The sequence below is a fragment of the Actinotignum urinale DSM 15805 genome (genome assembly GCF_000420445.1).
GTDB classification, from domain to species: Bacteria; Actinomycetota; Actinomycetes; order Actinomycetales; family Actinomycetaceae; genus Actinotignum; species Actinotignum urinale.
In genome coordinates, this window is record NZ_ATUY01000009.1 from 1 (window position 1) to 21,711 (window position 21,711).

The following is a 21,711-nucleotide window of genomic DNA, read 5'->3' on the forward strand; positions in this document are numbered from 1 at the left end:
GTCTTTCAATAATCTGATTAAAAGAATTAAACGTATAGGGTTTGGGTTTACCAATTTCATGAACTATAAAATTCGTGTTCTTTTATATGCGGGGAAACCTAACTGGCGTATCCTTAACAACATTTTCCCTGAATAAAAATACCCTCGGCCACACAAAGCAATGTAAGGGCGGGCACAAGCCTGCCCTTTTAACACCCAAACATGACGGGAATCCTTATAAACACACACCAACACCCCTGCAAACCACCTCTAATGGAAAACACGGAACCAATCCCTCAAACACACCCACTCACAACACCACCAAAACACCACCCCAACAACCCCAAAAACCCCCCCCACCCCACCAAAATCCGAAGAGCCTTTTTATTTCCTTCGTATGCTAAAGTAGCCCTTTATGGTTTTAAGGTGCCGAGTAATATAAAAAATGAAAACAAAACAAATACATGACTACAAAGCAGAACCCTCCCTACTGTCCATTGTGAAGAAACCGCGAATAATGATTCGCGAAATTCTTGCGGGGCTTGTTACAGCATTCGCCCTTATTCCTGAAGCAATTTCCTTCGCGGTGATTGCGGGGGTGGATCCTAAGATGGGCCTCTACGGTTCTTTCATCCTGGCGATAAGCCTTGCAATTATCGGTGGGCGCCCGGCGATGATTACCGGCGCAGCTGGGGCAACAGCCCTCGTTATTGCACCCCTGATGAAAAATTATGGCCTAGACTATTTCGTCGCATCCATTATTCTGGCTGGTGTTTTCCAGCTCATTCTTGCCGGGATGGGCGTTGCGAAACTCATGCGGTTTATTCCGCGAGCGGTGATGGTTGGGTTTGTTAACGGGCTTGCGATTTTGATTTTCTCCGCCCAGCTACCGGAACTTATTCATGTGCCAACAGCGGTTTACCCGTTGGTCGCGCTCGGCATCATTATTATTATTTTTTGGCCTAAACTGACGAAAGCAGTTCCCGCACCCCTTATCGCCATCATTGTGTTAACGGGCATTACGATGTTCTGGAACGTGCAAGTTCCTACCGTTAAGGATCGCGGTGAACTTCCCACCTCACTGCCGGAAATTTTCCTTCCGCAAGTGCCCTTAACCTTTGAAACCTTTAAAATTATTGCCCCCTACGCCCTAGGAATGGCACTTGTGGGGCTCATGGAAACACTGCTCACCGCAAAACTCGTTGACGATATGACGGATACTCATTCAAATAAAACCCGCGAGAGCCTCGGGCAAGGTTTCGCCAACGTTCTTTCCGCATTCTTCGGCGGCATGGGTGGTTGCGCCATGATCGGGCAGACCATGATTAACGTTAAAATTTCTGGTGGGCGCACTCGGTTATCAAGTTTCGCATGTGGAGCCTCCCTTCTCATCCTCGTACTTTCCCTTGGTGAAATCGTTGGTCAAATCCCGATGGCTGCCCTGGTTGCCGTCATGATTATGGTGTGCGTAGGTACTTTCGACTGGCATTCCATCCATCCGAACACCTTGAAAAAACTTCCTTTCACCTACAACGTGGTAATGGTATCCACGGTGGTTTCCGTTGTTGTGACGAATAATCTTGCCGTGGGCGTTATTTTGGGTGTTGTTATTGCCTCGTTGATTTTTGTGCATAACGTTGCGCATCTTTTTGAAGTTGAACGCGAAATTATCGACGACGGGGGCGACGACGTTGCCAACTATCACGTTCACGGTCAACTATTTTTCGCGTCCAGTAATGATTTGACGACGTTCTTTAGCTACTCGAAGGATCCTGCGCGCGTTCGTATCGACATGAGCGACACAAATATTTGGGATACTTCCACGGTTGGCGCCTTGGATGCGATTACCACCAAGTACGAAAAGCTCGGGAAAACCGTGGAGTTTGTAGGGATGCAGGAAGCCTCACATAATATTCACAGCCGCATTACGGGATCCACCGGCATGGAATAGGCGCAGCGGGTGTTCGCGTGTGTACTGGCGCGTGGGCGAGGCGTGGCGTGAGAGTCAGTAGCGGTGTGGCGAGACTGGGTTTGCGCGGTGTGGTGCGACGTGGTGAGCCACTTGTGCCTGGGCAGCCACCTTGCGCGCCTGAGTTGCGTGAGTAGGGTAAGTAGCGTGAGCTACGCGACTCACGGTTTATTGCTTGCCGTAGGCTTGCGCATACATAGCTTTGCGCATGGCATCCACAGGGATATCCTTGCGTTCAAGCCAGTATTCCTCAGAGTGGACGCCCTGCCACAACAACATATCCAGTCCGCCCACGGTTTGCGCCCCCGCATTGCGCGCCCGCTGAAGCAGGAGCGTTTCCAACGGGTAATACACGGCGTCAAAAATAACCTGCCCGGAATGGAGCCACTCTTCCTCAACGAGGCACTGATCCGCATCGGGCTCCATGCCCACACTCGTCGCATTAGCAACAAAACTTGACTCGCGCACGCGTCGTTCCAGAGCCTGAGTATCACCTAAATCGTGAAGGGCAATATTTACACCCAGGGCCTTGTTGACAGTCTCAATTCGTTGAAGAGCTTGGTTGTAGTTCACTCCCTGCCGGGCAAAGACTTGAATGTCCTTAATTCCGCCCAGCGCGGCCTGGGTGTAGATCGCACTCGATGCCCCGCCGGCTCCAAGAACAGTGACGGTTTCTCCAACGGCGTGCCCGGTATCTTCGACGGCAGCGAAAGTTCCTGTTCCGTCCGTATTTGTGCCGTAGGTACTTCCGTCGTCGCGAAAAATAACGGTGTTTACGGACTCCATAAGCTGTGAAGCATTACTGACCTCGTCGCATAGCTCGAAGATTGCGCGTTTGTGGGGCATGGTGACGTTGCAACCCCGGTAGCCCATTGCGCGCATCCCGTAAAACGCGGCGCTTACCCGTTCGGGAGGAAGCGTATGCGCGACGTAAATCGCATCAATGCCTAAGGTGGCGAAGGATGCGTTATGCATGGCGGGGGAGAGGGAATGGTTGGCTGGGTCGCCAATCACGGCGTATGTTCGAGTTGTTCCCGTGACAGCGCGAGAATCTTGAGTTACAAGAACTTGGGGTGAATGGGTCACGTTATTACCTTAGTGCTTATAGCCTTCTATTTTTGTTCGACGGTAGTTATGTGTGATGTTTGACTGTAAGCATATGCGTGCCGAGCCTGCTACATATGCACCAGTTACATGCTCGCTTAATACATGTGTGCCTGGTGTTTTGCATATGCGTGTCTGGCGTCAACCATACATGTGCCTGGTGTGAAGCAATGCGTGCCGGACCTGCTACTTGTGGTGTTTCTTATCCGCAAATTTTTCTTCACCTTCGGGGCCACCATACAGTTCGTCAATCACATCATGATACTCGCGCAGAACTTTATCGCGCCGAACTTTCAGCGATGGAGTCAATAGTCCATTATCCTGGGTGAAATCACCGGGAAGAATAACGAATTTGCGGATGGATTCGGCTCTGGAAACCTGCTTGTTTGTGCGGTCAATTGCCCGCTGGAGCGAATCTAGCACCGCCTTGTTCTTCATTGCCTCGCTTGCCGGCATTTTTTCTTCACCGTGGCTCTTCAACCAGCTCGGCAACATTTGCGTATCGAGCGTAATCAACGCGCCCACGAAAGGACGACGGTCCCCGACAACAACAACCTGGGAAATCAGGGGATGCGAAGCGAGCTTATCTTCCAAAATCGCTGGCGAAACATTCTTGCCACCTGCCGTCACAATAAGATGCTTCTTGCGCCCGGTTATCGTGAGGTTACCCTTTGCGTCTAGCTCCCCAAGATCCCCGGTATGGAACCAGCCATCTCGAAGTGCTTCGCGGGTTGTCTTTTCGTCGTTGAGATATCCCGGGAATAGCCCGAGACCCTTCAACAGCACTTCGCCGTCGGACGCAATTTTTACGGACATTCCGGGGAAGGGAATACCAACAGTTCCCAGAACAGGTTTCGCGGCGCGTGTTGCCACTGCCGGCCCGGTTGTTTCCGTAAGTCCGTAACCCTCCACAACCGTTAAACCAATCCCGCGGAAGAAATGCCCAAGGCGTGTTCCAAGCGGTGCCCCCGCAGAAATCGCGAACTCAATATGCCCGCCCATAGCTTCACGAATTTTTGCATGAACAGCTTTGCGTGCAAAGGCGCGTTTCATCATAAACCACGGGCCCTTGAAGGTTTTTCGCGAATCTTGAACAGCAATATCTGCTGCCCAACGGAAAATTTTACGTTTGAATCCCGCACCAGCTTTTGCCTCCGACGCATTATAGATTTTCTCCAATACACGTGGGACAACAACAAGGAGCGTGGGTTTGAAACTATCCAAATCAGAAAGCAAATTTTTCATATTCCCGACGAAACCTGTGGAAATGCGACACGTCACCCCAATATACGCAACAATGCGTCCCATAACGTGCGCCATAGGCAAGAACAGAAGGAGCTTGCCTTTCGGGTTCATGGTGATTTCGGGTTCCGCCTTCTGAGAGGCAAGGATGGTGTGAACGAAGTTCCCCTGTGTGAGCTGCACACCCTTGGGGCGCCCGGTTGTTCCCGAGGTGTAAATAACGGTTGCGATATCGTCGCTAACAACGGCTTCCATCATGGCTTTCAACTCTTTATCGCTTACTTTTGCGCCCTCAATATCGAGTTTTTCACGCCAGCCTTCCTCCATCACAATGGCGGGAGGGATGCGCCCTTCGGTTACGGAGTCTGTGATGGTTGCGTGCGCGCGGGTGTCTGTAAAGATTTGGCGGATTCCGGAATCTTCCACCATCCAGTCGATTTGATGCCGGCTGTTTGTTTCATAAATGGGAACAGTGATAACACCGATATGCAAGGCGGCGCAATCCAGAAGCAACCACTGGTAGGATGTGGATGCCAAAATGCCTATGCGATCGCCATGTTTGAAGCCTAGCCCCGCTAACGCGCGCGCCATGCGGTACACGTCGGCAACAAATTCTTCAATAGTGAGGGCGTGCCATTCTCCGCTGAGTGCGCGTTGCAGATGAACAGCGGGGGCGCCAGAATCTTTTGCCATGCGTTCTTCGAGCAACCATCGTATCGTGTGATAGGGCTTGGGTGAAATAACTGGTTTAACTGAAATGGAACCATCCCGGTGCTTTTTCATTGCGTCCTCACTGTCACCTGTGATTGGGGTTATACATGTAGTTTAGTCGAAAATGTATTTTTGTCTTTACCTTTTATGCATAATGAAATATTTACGAGGGCGAACGGCTGTTTTTAACAATCCCAGGTATGCTTGGTGATATGAAAATTGCGCGTTTAAGTTTAGAACAAGGGCCACGCTATGCGGTTCTTGATGAAGCCGCCGATGATTACATTGTGTTAAAAGATGATCCTCTGTTTGCGGGAATGACTCCAACGGGGCAACGAATTCCCGTTCAGGATACCGTTCTATTATCGCCTATGATTCCGCGGTCCAAAGCCCTAGGTTTTGCTCAAGCAACCGCGCCGGGAACGCGCCCGGAAGATGTTCTGTATTTCGTGAAACCCAATACTGCCGTGTGTGGCCCAAATGATCCTATTCTTATTCCCGAATGGGCGAAGGGTGGGGTACACCCGGAGTGTGAACTCGCGGTTGTTATCGGCCGCCTTGTGAAGGATGTTCCCGTAGAACGCGCAATGCAAGCAGTTTTTGGGTACACCGTCGTTAATGATGTAACGGGACGTGACACCTTCAACGGCGCCCACAAACTATACGATACGTGGTTACCGGTTGGCCCCCACATCGTGACTGATACGGATCCGAGCGACTTTACGTTAACAACCCGCGTGAATGGGGAAGAGGTTGCTACGGCAAAAGTTGCGGACTATCCAATCAGCATTGCGGAAAGCATTTCTGTGGCATCGCATCTTTGTACGTTGCTTCCAGGAGATATGGTTTTGTTGGGAACATTCGCCACCCAACCTGTGCTCAAGCCTGGCGACGAGGTCGAGTGCAATATCGACGGTATCGGAACCTTGCGAAACCCCGTCATGAAAGCCTAGAAAATAAATAGTCGTGTGGGCTGTAGATGCTATCATTCAACAGCATCTACAGCCCACAGTGTTTAAGCGTAAGTTTTAAAATCTAACACTAATTGCCTGGGATCTCTTGAGTGTTCGGCTTGGAATCCCTTGAGTGTTCGGCTATTCCACTTTGGGGCGCAATAGTGGTTACATGAGCGTTTCGATGGCGTCGAGGGCGGTGTGAAGAACAGCGCGCGGGGTGGCGGCAATAAGGCGCGCCCATGCCCCATATTCTGCGCCACACGCGGTGCCGGTTGTTAACGCAACCCCTGCACGCTCCAAAATAATCTTCGCTGCATTCGCATGAGGATCTTCCGCAAGAGCTTCCTTCATGAATGTTGTACCGGAAAAATCAATAAACGCAATATATGTACCCTCGGCGTGAGCAACACGCGCGCCGTCCCACCCGGCAACACGCTCCTCAAGAATACGCATATTTTCGGCCAAATAGGCGCCCGCAGCGGTACGCCAGGCACCAGCCTCCTCAAACGCGACACGTGCAGCGCGTGCGCCTACTGTGGAGGTCGCCGCGCAGATTGCATGGGTATGAGGCTCGAAGCGCGTAGCGTCGTCGTCGTTATGGAAAATCAGCTGCGCACATTTGAGCCCGGGGATGTTCCAACCCTTTGAGGCGGCAACCGCGGAAACCGTGTGTGTGCGTGTGGCGTCATTTAAGGTGCCGTAAGGGATATAGGTGCCGTCCAAAATAAGCGGTGCGTGGATACCGTCCTCGAAAACGCGAGCGCCTGCGCGGTCGATGATGTCGCTCAGGCGCGTCAGTTCCTCACGTGAGAAACAACGTCCGGTGGGGTTGTGCGGGTTGCAGAGAATGAAGAGGGCGCCAGGTTCCAGGGTGGCTTCGATGGCCTCGAAATCCATTTCCCAGCGGGAAGCGTCAAAAATACTGGGGATTTCGCGAACCTCGTGGCCGTTTTCACCCGGGATTGTGAGGAAAGGCATGTATGCGGGGGTCGGGACAATAACCGGGGCGCCTGCGGGAGTGAAGTAATCGATTGCCACGCGCAAACCCGCCAAAACTTCCGGGATAAGATGCATGCGTTTCGGTTCAGGCTTTTCGCCGAATTGAGACAGCCACGTGGCGGTTGCTTCCACAATTTCGGTGGCTTCTTGCGGAGGAAGGTAACCGAGGGTGCCTCGGCGCGCTTCTGCAATGAGATAATCACGAATTTCCGGGGCTATCCCCAAATCCATTTCCGCAACCCACATGCATATCGAGCCTGGAAAAGCTGTCCATTTTCGTGAACCTTCTAACTGAAGCTGGGCAATTGTGCGAGAGTCGAATCCATAATCCATGTATCTAGAGTATTCTTATTTCATCATGGCTAACACATCTGCAAGCGGTTCTGATATCCGCGTACGTTTTTGTCCGTCCCCTACGGGAACCCCTCATGTTGGTATGGTTCGCACCTGTTTGTTCAACTGGGCGTATGCTCGCCACGTTGGAGGTACGTTCCTTTTCCGAATCGAAGATACCGATGCTGAGCGCGATAGCGAGGAAAGCTATCAGCAAATTATTGGTTCTTTGCGTTGGCTCGGTTTGGATTGGGATGAAGGTGTTGAGGTTGGTGGCCCGCATGGGCCGTACCGCCAGTCCCAACGTAAACATATTTATGTTGAGGTTGCGAAAAAGCTCGTTGAGGGCGGTTACGCTTACGAATCTTTTTCGACGCCGGAGGAAGTTCAGGCGCGTCATCGCGCAGCTGGACGTAATGAAAAACTAGGTTACGACGGTTTTGACCGAGATTTAACCGAAGAGCAAAAGGCAGCATACCGTGCCGAGGGGCGTGAACCCGTATTGCGTATGCGCATGCCGGATGAGGATATTACCTTCACGGATCTTGTGCGTGGTGAGGTGACGTTTAAGGCGGGTAGCGTGCCTGATTACGTGATTATGCGCGCTAATGGCGATCCGCTTTATACGCTCACGAATCCTATTGATGATGCTTTGACGGAAATCACGGATGTTCTGCGCGGGGAGGATTTGCTTTCTTCCACGCCACGTCAGATCGTGCTGTATCGTGCCTTGGAGGAGCTGGGTATTGCGAAGTGGACTCCGCGTTTCGGGCATTTGCCGTATGTGATGGGTGAGGGGAATAAGAAGCTCTCCAAGCGTGATCCTGAATCGAATCTGTTGTTGCATAAGCAGCGCGGCATGTTGCCGGAAGGGCTGATTAACTATTTGGCGCTTCTTGGGTGGAGTTTATCGGCCGACCGTGATGTTTTCACCCCGCAGGAGCTCGTGGAACATTTCGATATTCATCATGTGAACCCGAATCCGGCACGTTTTGATGAGAAGAAGTGTTTGGCGATTAATGCCGACCATATTCGTATGCTTGACGTTGAGGACTATACGCGACGCCTTGTTCCGTTCCTCAACGATGTACTTTCGGCTGGAACATTTGAAGATTTGTCCGACGACGAAAAACGTGTATTGAGCCAGGCTGCTCCTTTGGCTCAAACACGTATGCAGGTGTTGGGTGAGGCTCGTGATTTGCTCGGCTTCCTTTTCGTTGATAAGGCAGATATTGAGTATAACGAGAAGGCTGTGAAGAAGTTACGTGATAGCGCGCCCGATGCTCTGCGTGGTGCTGTGGAGGCATTTAACGGTATTGAGGGGGACTTCACGGTTGAGAATGTGAAGGCTTCGCTGGACGGCAAGCTTGTCGAAGAACTAGGGATTAAGCCACGTTTGGCGTATGGGCCACTCTTTGTGGCGATGACGGGCACTAATGTGTCCATTCCTGTTGTGGATTCCATAGCGATTCTTGGGAAGAATGAAGCGATTGCGCGAGTTGAGCAGCTCCTTGAACAGCTGGAAGGCTGATCTTTAGGCAGGGCTCGAGGGTTTTTCGTGCTGGGCGCTGCTGGGGTGCTGGATATTGTTGGGGTGCTTGAGAATTTACTTGTTGTGGAAAGCCGGGGTCTGGGGTTGGGTTGCCCGGTTTTCTTAATTTCCCAACCGACGTGCCACGAAAAATAATTAATGATATATTGGAAGAAATGCATTGCATATTCATACACTTCCAGAACGTGTGTCGTGTCATTAAACGACAGTGTTCGTCGTCATGTATGCGCATACCGTAAAGGAGCGTTCCATATGTAATGCGGCGGTGATTCGTCGTGAAAATATGTAACGTAAAAGCGTGCAATGACGCAACGCAACCATTTCGTCGTACATTGGGAGAACGCAAGGAAGCGAACCGTGACGCAACGTAACCAACCAGCACCGGCACTATATCAGCGTGTCTGGCTCTACACGCTAGCGCAACTTGTGGAGGCGAATCCCGTCCTAGCTCTCGACAAACAATGCATGACGGATGGAAGCTACGAATCGTATCCAGCGCCAATTCATGATCCAACTCGCGCGCCGAACATCTTGTGGAATGAGTCTTTTTCAACGTTCAATTCCACCATATCCAGCATAGCAAGTCGTTTCTTTCCGCACGATGCGCGCATTGGATCTGGCGCCACTTCCATGAATGAGGTCGGCGCATTCATTGGTTCACTCACCGGTTGGGAACCGGATGCTGTTCGAACCCGCGAAGAATATGCCCGTGAACGCTACGCCTTAACCATAAAAATAATGCGTCAGTGGCTAAATAATTCCACAGTAGACGGCGCCTACCGCACCGCTTTGGCAAACTGTGCTCTTTCACAGTTCTCCGTCCAGTTCGGATTCAGCGGGAACTGGGAAGAAGAATGCGCTCTCGACGCACTCCTTAACGATACGCAACGCGAAGAGCTGGCACGCCTTGCCAGCCACGCCATGCCCGCCTGGTGGAGCATGGATATCGAAAATCTTGACCTCTTCTACCATCAACCAGCCGTCGCCACACACGGGTATGTGCAGCAACGTAACGGTGAAAGAATCTTGAGGGATAGTTCCTGGGAAGTTCTATCGCAAGGGGAGCTTTCAGCAAGTTACGTTTCCTTTGACGTCGGTGAACAGTTCAAGGGAACACCGGTTCACCAGCGCACCTGTACATGGTCTTTTTTCGGCGACGACGCCGGCGATTATCCGCTCACGTCTTTGAAGCACGGACCTATCGGGTGTAATGCTCAGCGAAAATTGGTGATTTCGATTCGTAGCGCCCAACAATGGGCACGGCTTGTTGAAGCCTACCCGTTGCGTGTTGCAGTCGGGCCTACGTGGGTGCCCGAAGGTTATGATCCGGGTGTGTTCTACACACTTGACTGGGAGAGGCTAGGGGAGTTTGTTGGTGGAGTGTATATGAGTGTCGCCGGAGCGCTGGAGACATTGTTTGTTCCGATATCGCTCCCACCGCCTCATATTTTCGACGACGAACGGAGTTCGGGCTCCAGTAAAAAACTTCATTGTGCAGTTCTTCCCCAGGGTGCCTGGACAATGTGCGTGGGCTTTACGCCGGGGAGCGTGGTGTGGATTGGCGACGAGGGCTGGGCGTGATGCGTGCAAGCTGTTGGATGAGTATTCGGTGATGTGTTAGGTGGGACGTTGGCGAGGGGGTTTGGCGAGCAGTGGGGTGTGGTTTTAGGTGGATTGTTAGATGGGACGTTAAATCATGTGCTGGGTGAGGCGTGACACAGGCAAAAAATTTGAAAAGAATGCGTGTCTCAAGTAGACTTTTTTCTTGTCGTCTTGACTCGCTTAGCGAATTAAGACAACACCCCTTTGGGGTATGGTGTAATTGGCAACACAGGTGATTCTGGTTCATCCATTCTAGGTTCGAGTCCTAGTACCCCAGCGGAGGCGCCACAAGCGCCACCACTTGCCCCGTTCGTCTAGCGGCCTAGGACGTCGCCCTCTCACGGCGGTAACACGGGTTCAAATCCCGTACGGGGTACAATAAATAGCCGGGTTCAACCCGGCTATTTTTGTGAAAAAGCAACATTTCCCATAGCGCGCTTTATCGTCGTATATAGAAATTTATCTTATAATCCGCGCGAAATAGGGCTTTTAGCGTCGCATGATGCAGTTACAACATTTTTATCTTTCCGTATTCTGAAAAAAGCCCCGGAACAAACATTTTTCTTCCTATATGTTATAGTACATAATTGGCTTTCACTATTTCTTCCTTTACTCACTGCTTGTGGACTTATGTCTCGAAGAACGGGCGTAGATGCGCAGGTAAAACTCAACAAAGGTGACCTCATGATAATACATAAACATAAGAAACATTCGTCGCTTATTAGGCGTATAGCGGTAATATGTGGGATGCTTCTAGCAACCGTTTTTATAGCGCCTATTTCCGCCCACGCGGAAGCAACGCCGGTTGACGTCGCGAACGAAACACAACTCCGTGAGGCGTTGTCGAACGCGTCGGCGCCAGCGGACATCACCATCAGGTTCACAGGTGATGTGAAATTAACAAGTTCCCTTAAGATTCCTGCAGGGAAAACAGTGTCCTTCACCGATGATGGGACGGCGCGCAAAATAACATATTCCGGGATTACTTCTACTTCAATCCCTGTTATTGAGGTGTCCGAAGGGACAACCTTTAACCTCAAGGGGAAGAACCTGGCAATTGACGGATCAGAAAATGGTAGTTCTTCTTTTGTTATTAAGGTTCACGGAACATTCACCATGGAAGCCGGTTCCATTGTAAACACATATACAGGTCCTGGTTGGTTTCAAACCGACAACTATAACTCAGTCGTTTCCGTTGATGGCGCAAATGCGAAATTCACTATGAGCGGTGGAAATATTTCGCATAATCACCAGGTCAGAACTGTTGGTACCGCGGTTGTTACCGTGACTAACGGTGCACACTTCCGCCTAACCGGGAATGCAAAAATTTCCGATAACAGTCTTTTAGAACGAGAAGACGGAACTTCTGTTGATTTAGTTAACGCTGATCGAGTTTTAGAAAGTAAGGATGTAGACAAACACATCAACGCACCTGTGTGGGTGATTCCCCAAGGTGAAAGCCGTTTTACCATGGATGGTGGCTCCATTACGAATAACAATGCTGGCTTTGCGGGTGGTGTTCTTATAGGTTATTCAGGGCAGAGTAACGGTGCTGGGCATGCTCATATGGACTTTACCGGTGGCGTTATTTCTAATAATAAAGCACTCCTTTTTGGTGGTGGGGTATTTCTCCTGACTAACCCCGGTAAGGTAGCAAGTCTTTCTATGGGTGGAAATGCAAAGATTATAGGTAATGAAGCTCCTTCAGGTGGAGGCGTAGCGATTTTTGATAGTTTCGCCTTATCGCAACCGGATAAAGACGAAGATAAGGATGCTTACAACAAATACCTTGCAGGATTCCCTGCTTACAAAGAAAAGATTAAAGGTGAAGGATTCACCATGACAGGTGGTGAAATCTCAGGCAACACAGCGCGTCTTTTTACTAATGGACCACATGGAGCTGTCGGTGGAGGTATCTATGTTGCTTCCGACAACGTGAAGATCACAGGCGGTGCAATTAAAGATAATGTTGCAGAAGAACAGGGAGGCGGAATCTATATCGGAACCATTCCCTACACCGTGAAGATAGACAACGCTCTTGTTACCGGGAACCACGCATCCATTATGGGTGGCGGAATCTGGCTTTGCCCCACGGGAGAGGCGCTCAGTTCTATTAAGAACGGTGGCGCTATCTTCGATAACACTGCAGACCAAACAGGTGCCGACGTTGCTTCCGTCAAAAAACAGTACGAAACAAAGCTATATTTGAGCAATATGATGCTCGGTAACTGGCTGACTACATGGTACAACGATGGAGGGCTTACCCAAGGAAACGGAAGCGCTTACGATCTTGGACACCCCGATCCTGATGTTAAACGTTATGACGCCATGAACGCCCAGGAACGTGAAGCTACATATCGTGGTGGAATTATTGAATCCGAAGACAACTTGACATTAAAGTCCGTTCCCGGAGAACAGGGCAAGAAGGTTGCTCGCGAGAACGCCAAAGTGTTTATTACGGGTAACAAAGCCCCACGTGGTGCAGGTATTGGAACTAACGGAAACGTTCAATTCGGAGAAAAGCCTGTAAATTATCCAAAAGTGAATATTTCTATCACCAAGGAATGGAAGGGCGACGAAGCTGATTCTTCGAAGCGTCCTAAGAGTGTGAAGGTCGGTCTGTTTGAAGGCGACAAGCAGATTGCTGAGCAATCATTGAGCGCCGATAATAACTGGACCTACAACTGGAAGGATCTTCCGAAGTTCGGTTCTGCAGATCCGGCGGAGGCCGCTGGTAAGGTTGCTGTAACTTACACGGTTAAGGAACTGGATCCCGACCCGGGGTACACAGTAGCGGTATCAGAGGATACGGATACGTCTGATTCCTTTGCTTACACGGTGACTAACACGTTAAACCCAACACCGCCCCCGACTCCGGATAAGCCAACACCAACCCCGGACAAACCAACACCGCCCCCGACTCCGGATAAGCCAACACCAACCCCGGACAAACCAACACCAACCCCGGATAAACCAAAGCCGACTAAGCCTGGTAAGGCTAAGCTCGTTGCCTCTGGTTATTCCATGGGCGAGTATTTGCCGGCAATGATTGGTTTGGCTACATTGCTGATTGCAACCGGTGTGTTGGTCAACATTCAAGGTCGCAAAAAAGACTAATCCTTCGTATTAGATGACCTAATCATTAGGACATTCTCAATAAAATAAGTGGGTGGTAAATTCAACCAAATGGATTCACCACCTACTTGGCCACCCACCATCATCCATGCGACCAGTGCGGCACCGCTTATGGAAGCAACCCAGATGGAACGGGTTCGCACCTGCAATCATATATTCAACCCGGTAAGAACGGTGAACTGGGGAATAGCGAACGTCAGGTAGAATAGATGTGCGTCACAATCTGAACACGAAGGAGTGCTAATGACGATCGCCCTAGACACACTATTAAACGGGCTACCAAACGACGTTCACGTCAACGCAGAAGATGTGCGTATAGCCCGTGAAAAAGACGGAGACAACATTATTTTCGTCGTCCTTGATGATGATCCCACCGGAACACAATCCGTATCAAACCTTCCCGTCCTCACGCACTGGGACGAAGCGGATTTTCGGTGGGCATTTTCAACAGGAATGAGCGCGGTGTACGTGATGACAAACTCGCGTTCACTGCACCCCGATGAAGCCAAAACGGGTCAACGAAGAGGTAGTCTCTAACGCCCTCGCCGCTGCAGACGAAGCGAATATTTCTTTCGTATCCCGCTCAGATTCCACACTTCGCGGGCTTTCCCACTAGAACCGAACACCATTGCAGATAGTATTGAACGCGCCGGACACAAAGCAGTGGACGGAATTATTATTGTTCCAGCTTTCGGGGACGCCGGGCGCATTACAGTGCGCACTGTCCACTACGCAGGATCCGTGCAGGACGGATTTATTCCCGTTGGCGAATCAGAATACTCCCGCGATAACACCTTCGGGTACACATCGTCCTCTATCCCCGACTGGGTGGAAGAAAAAACTGGGGGAGAGGTGCCGGCAGGTAACGTCGCCCGCATTACCCTCGACACCCTCCGTTCTTCAACAGAAGAAGCAGTGAAAATCCTTGAAGGCACACACAATAGGCAATGCGTATCCGTCGATATCGTGACAGAAGAAGACCTACGCCTCCTCTCGCTCGCACTCATTAGGGCAGAATCGGCCGGGAAACGCTTTATTTACCGGGTCGGCCCGCCTTTTGTTCGCGCACGCATCGGACAAGATATTACTCCGCCACTTGACGAAGCACGAATTAGCCAGGCCCGTCGTGCAGACGGACTAGCACCACACGGGCTGATAATGGTAGGAAGCCACGTGGATATTACCACTCGCCAACTCAACTATCTCCGCTCCCACGCAGACCTCGTTGAACTTGAAATAGAAGCAGCAAAAGTCATTGACGATGCAACACGAGAAGCCCATATCGAAGATCTCGTGACAACCGCTGTCCACTCGCTCGGTGAAAAAACGTTGTGATTGCGACTTCCCGTACAGTGATTAAAGGCAAAGACGGGGAAGAATCCCTAAGCATATCGAGAAAAATTTCCTCGGCCGTCGTCGAAATTGTTCAAAAAATACTTGAACGGCGCCCACCGAAATTCGTGATTGCCAAAGGAGGAATCACATCATCCGATGTGGCGACGAAAGGGCTTTCTATCCGACATGCCACGGTTATCGGGCCGATGCTACCCGGAATTGTATCGCTCTGGTCAGGGCAAGATGGTCCGGCACAAGGAATTCCCTATATTGTTTTCGCAGGAAATGTTGGGGACGAGACTTCGCTGGCAGAGGTCGCCGAAAAACTCACCCGCGCATAAGGTGCGTTGCACAACGCACATAACGAAAGGATACATTATGAAAGTTTCAGTTATTGGATTGGGCGCAATGGGGTTGCCTATGGCAACATGCCTTGCCGAAAAATTTGAGGTTACGGCATTCGATATTGCGCAGGCGCGATGCGATTTGGCGCGCGAAGCCGGAGTTACTATTAAAGACAGTTCCCGGGATGCCGTCGAAGGAACAGATTACACCCTTGTGGCGGTACGAAATCAGCAACAGTTGGAAAACTTGTTGTATGGCGATGCGGGGATTGCACATTCTATGAAGGAGGGTGCTGGGCTAATCATTACCTCCACTATCGGCATTGCGCCGGTTGTTGAAGTAGCGAAAAAACTCAAGGAAGAATCCGGGATTGAGGTTATTGACGCCCCGATTTCGGGAGGTCCTGTGCGGGCCGGAAAAGGCGATCTGCTCGTTACCGTTGGAGCCTACCAAGAAGTGTTCGACGCGGCCCTTCCCGTCCTCAACCAGCTCGCCTCAACTCTTGTTCATGTGGGAAACGAACCCGGTAAAGGCCAGGCAATGAAAACCGTGAACCAGCTCCTGTGTGGCGTCCATATTGCTGCTGCGGGTGAAGCCTTGGCGCTTGCAGGGCAGCTTGGCCTTGATCAAACGAAAGCGCTGGAAGCGTTAATGGGCGGGGCGGCAGCTTCCTTCATGCTGGGAGACCGAGGTCCGCGCGCAATCCAGGCATACAACGGTGAAGAAGCTGAAGTACGCTCCCGTCTCGATATTTTTGTGAAAGACATGGGGATTGTGACGAGCGCAGCGAAAGTTGCCGGCATGGCGGTTCCCGTGGCCTCGGCTACCGAACAGCTCTACCTCCAGGGGCTGTCCCGTGGCCAGGCGGCACAAGACGATTCTTCTGTGATTAAGCTCGTGCAGCCTGTAGAGGATTAAGTTAGTGCGTCCCGTGCGTGATTAAACTCGTGCTTCCTGTGCGTGATTAAGTTCGCGCAACCGATGTGCGATTAATTTCATGCAGTTCGTAGAGGATTAAGTACCGTCTGTGGCGCATATTCCAGAGGGTAAAACTGTGGGTTGGCTAAGACAAGCCTCTTAGCCAACCCACAGTTAGAACTTGCCCCCATAATTTGGTACATCGTTCAGACGGTATGAAAACGAGTTTTAGCCTTCGAGGTTATCCACCCCAGGCATCCACGTATTGCCTTTCTTCCCCCATCCGTTTTTGCGTTTTGTCGCTTTTGCGAGTGCGGCTTCGCGAGGTTCTAAGCGATCAACATACAGATGCCCGGTGAGGTGATCGAATTCGTGTTGCAAAATGCGGGCAAACCAACCCGTTGCATGAATTTCAAACGGCTCGTTCTTTTCATTTACTGCCTGCAAAATGGCGCGCGGTGAACGCTTTAACGGATATTGTTCACCCGGGAATGAAAGGCACCCTTCTTCCCATGCTTCTTCGCACGGATCGATGGGTTCAATCCATAAGGTCGGGTTAATGGCAACACCGCGTTCGGGAGCCTCGTTTTGATCTTTGTACATCCACACAAAAATTGATTTATTGATGCCAATTTGCGGACCAGCCAGACCCACTCCGGGGGCTGCCTCGCATGTGTCGTACATATCCTCGACGAGTTTGGCAAGGTTATCGTCGAAAACCGTAATCGGTTCGGTGGGGTTGTGCAGGACAGGATCTCCTGTAATAACAATCGGTCGAATGCTCATGGGGTCTATTTTACGTGCTTCCTCCCCGTTTAGCCCACGCCATGAGCAACGCCTCAAGCATGCAGTTTGTGAAGTGCCACCCAACATATAAGGCATGCATCAATGTGGCGTATCTCCAAGGTTAGGTACGAGGGCATATGATGGATGTAGTTCAGCATCAAATGCACGGCGTGAACTTTTAGGCGGAACATCCTGGCTACCAGATTTGACGTCGAAATGCGCGGGGTGTGTGTAAACAGACTGAAATTACATAATAAATGATGTAAATGTGGTGAAATGAGATATGAAAATTGCGATGGTCACAGATAGTTTCGCACCGAATGTTGGCGGTATTGAATCGCAGGTGCGCGATCTTGCCCTGCAGCTACAAGCGCGCGGACACGACCTGATTATTGTGACGGCAACGCCCTCAGCAACCGGATCTCGCACAGGAACCTACCCGGATTATGTTGGAGGACTTCGTGTCCAGCGCGTCACGTCGCGGTTTTTAGGAAGAACTCCCGTCACTCCGGTGGCACGGCGCCAACTCCTCGCGAGCCTATCCGGCGCGGATGTTGTTCATATTCATACGGGGCTCGTTTCACCTTTTGCATGGCAAGCGGCAATGGTTTGCCACGAATATTCTTTACCTGCGGTTATGAGCTGGCATTGTGTGCTTGAACCATGGCAATACGCGCTCACACCCCTACGCACAATTTTACGTTCCGGTATTCGCCATAATATTGTTGCCTCGCGCGCGCGAAGCGAGGTCGCCTACGTCACCGATTCTCCGCACATCACCGTTATTCACGACGGAGTTAGCGTAGACTTTTGGCGCGGTATCGCTAGAAAACGTTTAGAAAAGTCAGGGGAGAGGGCGGTTTCGAGCACATCGTCGTACAACAATTTGAATCCCGTAGCGGATGAAAAAGGCTCGGGGGAGGCCACGCGCGCTTCCAAACTTACTGTTGTGAGCGCCCGCCGCCTCGCGCCTCGTAAGCGGGTGCGCGCCTTGATTGATGCGGTGGCAACTGTTCGTGAGTGGACGGGAGCGGATGTGCGGCTCACCATTTTTGGGGACGGTTGTCTCAAGGGTGTTTTGGAAAGATATCTTGCGGTGAAAAACTACTTCTGGGTGGAGCTTCCCGGGAAAAAGACACGCGAAGAGCTTGCCCGCGCGTACGAAAATGCTGATATTTACGCTTCGCTGTCCACGCGAGAAGCTTTCGGGATTGCCACGTTGGAGGCTCGCGCGGCCGGATTGCCTATCGTCAGCCCGCAAGGAACGGGCGCCGATGATTTTATTGACAACGAATTTAACGGGTTGCTCTCAGAAGCGAATAACGACGACGATTTTGCGCGCAAACTCGCATATCTCGTCGTCAATAGGCCTTTGCGAGAGCGTATTGCGAACACCAACGCCACCACAAACCCGCAAGAAAACTGGGATGTTGTGTGCGAACAAACCCTAGAAGAATATCTGCGGGTATTTAGTCCACGTCAACAGTGTTTTGCAGAACATCAGTGAGGCGCTGAGCGGCGGCAACAACCGCGCCGGAATGTGTGCGTCCGGGCTGGCGTCCAATGCGTTCCAGTGGCCCAGAAATAGAAACCGCCGCAATAACGCGCCCTGAAGCGCCACGTACGGGTGCAGAGATAGAGGCGACGCCGGTTTCGCGTTCACCGACAGATTGCGCCCAACCGCGTCGTCGTACAGCGGAAAGATTTGTTGCGGTGAAAGACGCACCGTGAAGGCCACGATGAAGCTGGTCCGGTTCCTCCCACGCCAACAAGACTTGCGCGGCACTTCCGGCTTTCATAGAAAGAACGGCGCCAACAGGGATGGAATCACGCAAACCCATAGTGCGCTCTGCGCTAGCAACGCACACGCGGTGGTCTCCTTGGCGACGGAAAAGCTGGGCAGATTCCCCAGTATGATCACGAAGGGCAATGAGGACGGGATTTGCCGCCGCTAAAAGACGATCTTCTCCGGCAGCAGAAGAAAGCTCTGCAAGGCGCGGACCGAGAACGAAACGGCCCTGCATGTCTCTGCCGACGTAACGATGATATTCGAGGGCTACAGCGAGGCGATGAGCAGTGGGCCTGGCAAGATGCGTATTTGTAACTAGTTGCGCTAATGTTTGGGGTCCACTTTCCAAGGCATCGAGGACAGCTGCGGCCTTATCGAGAACGCCGACCCCGCTACCCGGGTCGGTATCGCTTGTATTCGTCAACGGATTGGAACTCATGAAAACGATTATTCCATCTCATCCATTGAGATGCTAGTCTCTGTAGTCGGAATAACATGTGAGACGGCGACGCGGGAAAAAGACTCGCATATCACAATTATGTTGTGTGTATTTTTCTGGAATAATAACAGTTTTATTGGCATTCTTTTAACGAACCAGTAATTTTGTTCGAAAAAGTCACCACCGATAACACTAAATAAAAGCATATTGCCCGAATGACGAGGGTCAACGCCGAGAAAGAGAAGAGGAGGAAAAAATGGGTAAAACACTGGCCGAAAAAGTGTGGGATGCACACGTCGTGAAAAAAGGAAAAGATGGTGCACCCGATCTCCTCTACATCGATCTCCACATGATTCACGAAGTCACCAGCCCGCAAGCCTTCGACGGCCTGCGAATGGCCGGCAGAAAATTGCGACACCCCGAAATGACAGTCGCAACAGAAGATCACAACGTCCCCACCTACAATATCGACCTGCCCATCGTCGAACCAACATCACGCAAACAGGTCAGCGCCCTACGCACAAACGTTGAAGAATTTGGGGTTCCCATCTATTCACTGGGCAACGCAGATCAGGGAATTGTTCATGCGGTCGGCCCGCAAATGGGGCTCACGCAACCGGGAATGACAATCGTCTGTGGAGATTCGCATACCTCCACGCATGGCGCCTTCGGATCCATCGGTATCGGCATCGGAACATCCGAAGTTGAACACGTGATGGCAACCCAAACACTTTCCCTCGCACCTTTCAAAACTATGGCAATCAACGTTCACGGCACACCCAAACCCGGAACAACGTCAAAAGACATTATTCTCGCCATTATTGCAAAAATCGGTACCAACGGCGCCCAGGGGCACATTATCGAATACCGCGGAGAAGCGATTCGCACATTCTCCATGGAAGCCCGCATGACGATATGTAATATGTCCATCGAAGCAGGCGCGCGTGCCGGCATGATTGCGCCGGATGAAACAACATTTAACTACGTGAAAGGACGCCCCCACGCGCCACAGGGCAAGGATTGGCAGGACGCCGTCGACTATTGGAAAACCTTATATACCGACGACGATGCGGTGTTCGATACCGTCGTAGATCTTGACGCTAACGAACTCGAACCCATAGTGACCTGGGGAACCAACCCCGGCCAGGGCGTGCCGATTTCATCCATAGTTCCGTACCCGGAGGAGATTGCCGATCCGCTCAAACGGCAGGCCGCCGAGGAAGCGCTCGAATATATGGCGCTCGAACCGGGGACAAAAATTCGCGACATCCCCGTGGATACCGTTTTTATTGGTTCGTGCACGAACGGACGTATCGAAGATTTGCGTTCTGTTGCCCAGGTGTGGAAAGGGCGGCATAAGGCGAAAAATTTGACGGTGATGATTGTGCCGGCATCCGCGCGTGTGCGCCTCCAGGCCGAGGCTGAAGGGTTGGACAAAATTTTTGAAGAATTTGGGGCGCAGTGGCGTAACGCGGGTTGCTCCATGTGCCTGGGGATGAACCCGGATCAGCTCACGCCGGGGGAGAGGTGCGCGTCTACGTCGAACCGAAATTTCCGCGGTCGGCAAGGGCCGGGGGGGCGCACACATCTCGTTTCCCCCCTTGTTGCTGCGGCTACTGCGGTAACGGGGCACATTTCGCACCCCTCAGATTTGGCCTCCGTCGCATAGTTGGTTGCGTGGTTACGTGCGTGGTTGATTGCGTATTTGGCTACATGCTTACTTGTATAGCCGGTTGCGTGGTTGGCCACATGGTTACGTGCATCGAACATACCGTGTAGAGAAAAGAAAGAAAATCGTGGAAAAGTTTAGAAAACACACCGGAATTGGGGTTCCGTTTCGTGAAAGCGCGGTGGACACCGACCAAATCCTGCCCGCCCGTTACCTCAAACGTATTACAAAAAGTGGCTATGAGGACGCCCTTTTTGAGGAACGACGACGGGACCCGGGCTTCGTCCTCAACCAAGATCCCTATAAGCACGGCTCCATCCTCGTAGCCGGACGCGATTTCGGGACAGGATCGTCACGCGAACACGCGGTGTGGGCGTTGCGCGATTACGGGTTCAAAGCGGTATTGTCGCCCCGTTTCGCTGATATTTTCCAGGGAAACATGGGAAAACAGGGACTTGTTGCGGGCGTTATAACAGATGCTGATGCCGAGCAAATCTGGAAAATTTTGGAAAGTGAGCCTGGGACGCAGGTTACCGTCGACCTTGAAAACAAACTGGTGACATGTGCCGAATTCGTATGTGGGTTTGATATCGACGATTACACGCGCTGGCGTTTAATGGAGGGACTCGATGATATTGCCCTAACGTTGCGCGATATTGACCTTATTGAAGAGTACGAAAAAAATCGGCCATCTTTTAAACCCACATCGCTTCCGCAAAGGCATTTGCCGAATGTTCCGGTGAGGTCGGCGCGGATTCCCGGAGGGGATGTGCCGATTGACTAGGATTCCCGGAGGGGATGTGCCGATTAACTAGGATGAATGCCACGAAATAATACAGTAGTTCACG

Annotated in this window: 16 protein-coding genes, 2 tRNA genes and 1 pseudogene; 14 read left to right on the forward strand and 5 right to left on the reverse strand. The window is 51.4% G+C overall.

Annotated features, from left to right (window positions below):
• Nucleotides 1-424: 424 nt before the first annotated feature.
• Nucleotides 425-1,930 carry a SulP family inorganic anion transporter gene (locus G445_RS0106735; RefSeq protein WP_022866784.1) on the forward strand — a complete coding sequence of 502 codons (1,506 nt, stop codon included), beginning with the start codon at nt 425-427 and terminating at the stop codon, nt 1,928-1,930.
• Nucleotides 1,931-2,116: 186 nt separating this feature from the next.
• Here the strand turns inward: G445_RS0106735 and aroE are convergent, their stop codons facing one another.
• On the reverse strand, nt 2,117-3,034 hold the full coding sequence (gene aroE / locus G445_RS10175) for a shikimate dehydrogenase (protein ID WP_022866785.1): 918 nt from the start codon (nt 3,032-3,034) through the stop codon (nt 2,117-2,119).
• Between the two features lie 204 nt (nt 3,035-3,238).
• Nucleotides 3,239-5,077, reverse strand: a complete 1,839-nt coding sequence (locus G445_RS0106745; RefSeq protein WP_022866786.1) for an AMP-dependent synthetase/ligase — start codon at nt 5,075-5,077, stop codon at nt 3,239-3,241.
• A 140-nt stretch (nt 5,078-5,217) separates the two neighbouring features.
• Here G445_RS0106745 and G445_RS0106750 point away from each other — a divergent pair, with 140 nt between their 5' ends.
• Nucleotides 5,218-5,958, forward strand: a complete 741-nt coding sequence (locus G445_RS0106750; RefSeq protein WP_026421021.1) for a fumarylacetoacetate hydrolase family protein — start codon at nt 5,218-5,220, stop codon at nt 5,956-5,958.
• A gap of 168 nt (nt 5,959-6,126) precedes the next feature.
• Here G445_RS0106750 and G445_RS0106755 read toward each other — a convergent pair whose 3' ends face one another.
• Nucleotides 6,127-7,293 carry a MalY/PatB family protein gene (locus G445_RS0106755; protein WP_022866788.1) on the reverse strand — a complete coding sequence of 389 codons (1,167 nt, stop codon included), beginning with the start codon at nt 7,291-7,293 and terminating at the stop codon, nt 6,127-6,129.
• A gap of 25 nt (nt 7,294-7,318) precedes the next feature.
• Here G445_RS0106755 and gltX point away from each other — a divergent pair, with 25 nt between their 5' ends.
• From gltX to G445_RS0106790, 9 genes and pseudogenes are all read left to right on the forward strand, one after another.
• Entirely contained in the window at nt 7,319-8,824 is a 1,506-nt protein-coding gene (gene gltX, locus G445_RS0106760) for a glutamate--tRNA ligase (protein ID WP_026421022.1), read from the forward strand.
• Between the two features lie 324 nt (nt 8,825-9,148).
• The gene (locus G445_RS0106765) at nt 9,149-10,426 is read left to right on the forward strand and encodes a hypothetical protein (protein WP_156825576.1); all 1,278 of its coding nucleotides are present in this window, start codon (nt 9,149-9,151) and stop codon (nt 10,424-10,426) included.
• A gap of 226 nt (nt 10,427-10,652) precedes the next feature.
• Nucleotides 10,653-10,724 (forward strand) — tRNA-Gln (locus tag G445_RS0106770).
• Nucleotides 10,725-10,750: 26 nt separating this feature from the next.
• Nucleotides 10,751-10,823 (forward strand) — tRNA-Glu (locus tag G445_RS0106775).
• A 308-nt stretch (nt 10,824-11,131) separates the two neighbouring features.
• Nucleotides 11,132-13,564 carry a Cna B-type domain-containing protein gene (locus G445_RS0106780; RefSeq protein ID WP_169511072.1) on the forward strand — a complete coding sequence of 811 codons (2,433 nt, stop codon included), beginning with the start codon at nt 11,132-11,134 and terminating at the stop codon, nt 13,562-13,564.
• 261 nt (nt 13,565-13,825) lie between these two features.
• Nucleotides 13,826-14,590: pseudogene (locus G445_RS11950) on the forward strand (four-carbon acid sugar kinase family protein); the annotation flags it as partial.
• Nucleotides 14,591-14,740: 150 nt separating this feature from the next.
• Nucleotides 14,741-14,917 carry a nucleotide-binding domain containing protein gene (locus G445_RS11955; RefSeq protein ID WP_306718328.1) on the forward strand — a complete coding sequence of 59 codons (177 nt, stop codon included), beginning with the start codon at nt 14,741-14,743 and terminating at the stop codon, nt 14,915-14,917.
• Nucleotides 14,914-15,258, forward strand: a complete 345-nt coding sequence (locus G445_RS11960; protein WP_219721269.1) for a nucleotide-binding domain containing protein — start codon at nt 14,914-14,916, stop codon at nt 15,256-15,258. Before G445_RS11955 ends, G445_RS11960 begins: the two co-directional genes overlap by 4 nt.
• A 37-nt stretch (nt 15,259-15,295) precedes the next feature.
• Nucleotides 15,296-16,180, forward strand: a complete 885-nt coding sequence (locus G445_RS0106790) for an NAD(P)-dependent oxidoreductase (RefSeq protein WP_022866792.1) — start codon at nt 15,296-15,298, stop codon at nt 16,178-16,180.
• Nucleotides 16,181-16,408: 228 nt separating this feature from the next.
• Here G445_RS0106790 and def read toward each other — a convergent pair whose 3' ends face one another.
• Nucleotides 16,409-16,966, reverse strand: coding sequence for a peptide deformylase (gene def, locus G445_RS0106795; RefSeq protein WP_022866793.1), 558 nt, complete (start codon nt 16,964-16,966; stop codon nt 16,409-16,411).
• A gap of 283 nt (nt 16,967-17,249) precedes the next feature.
• On the opposite strand from def, the gene G445_RS0106800 reads away from it, so the two are divergent.
• Nucleotides 17,250-18,473 (forward strand): glycosyltransferase family 4 protein, encoded by a 1,224-nt coding sequence (locus G445_RS0106800; RefSeq protein WP_022866794.1) that lies wholly within the window; start codon nt 17,250-17,252, stop codon nt 18,471-18,473.
• Here the strand turns inward: G445_RS0106800 and G445_RS0106805 are convergent.
• A complete protein-coding gene (locus G445_RS0106805; RefSeq protein ID WP_022866795.1) occupies nt 18,436-19,194 on the reverse strand; it encodes an IclR family transcriptional regulator in 759 nt (252 codons plus the stop codon). The genes G445_RS0106800 and G445_RS0106805 overlap by 38 nt on opposite strands.
• Before the next feature lie 256 nt (nt 19,195-19,450).
• Between G445_RS0106805 and leuC the strand changes: the two genes are divergently transcribed.
• Entirely contained in the window at nt 19,451-20,863 is a 1,413-nt protein-coding gene (leuC, locus tag G445_RS0106810; RefSeq protein ID WP_022866796.1) for a 3-isopropylmalate dehydratase large subunit, read from the forward strand.
• A 127-nt stretch (nt 20,864-20,990) separates the two neighbouring features.
• Complete coding sequence (leuD, locus tag G445_RS0106815) at nt 20,991-21,647, forward strand: 3-isopropylmalate dehydratase small subunit (RefSeq protein ID WP_022866797.1); 657 nt, start codon at nt 20,991-20,993, stop codon at nt 21,645-21,647.
• The last annotated feature ends 64 nt before the right edge of the window (nt 21,648-21,711 follow it).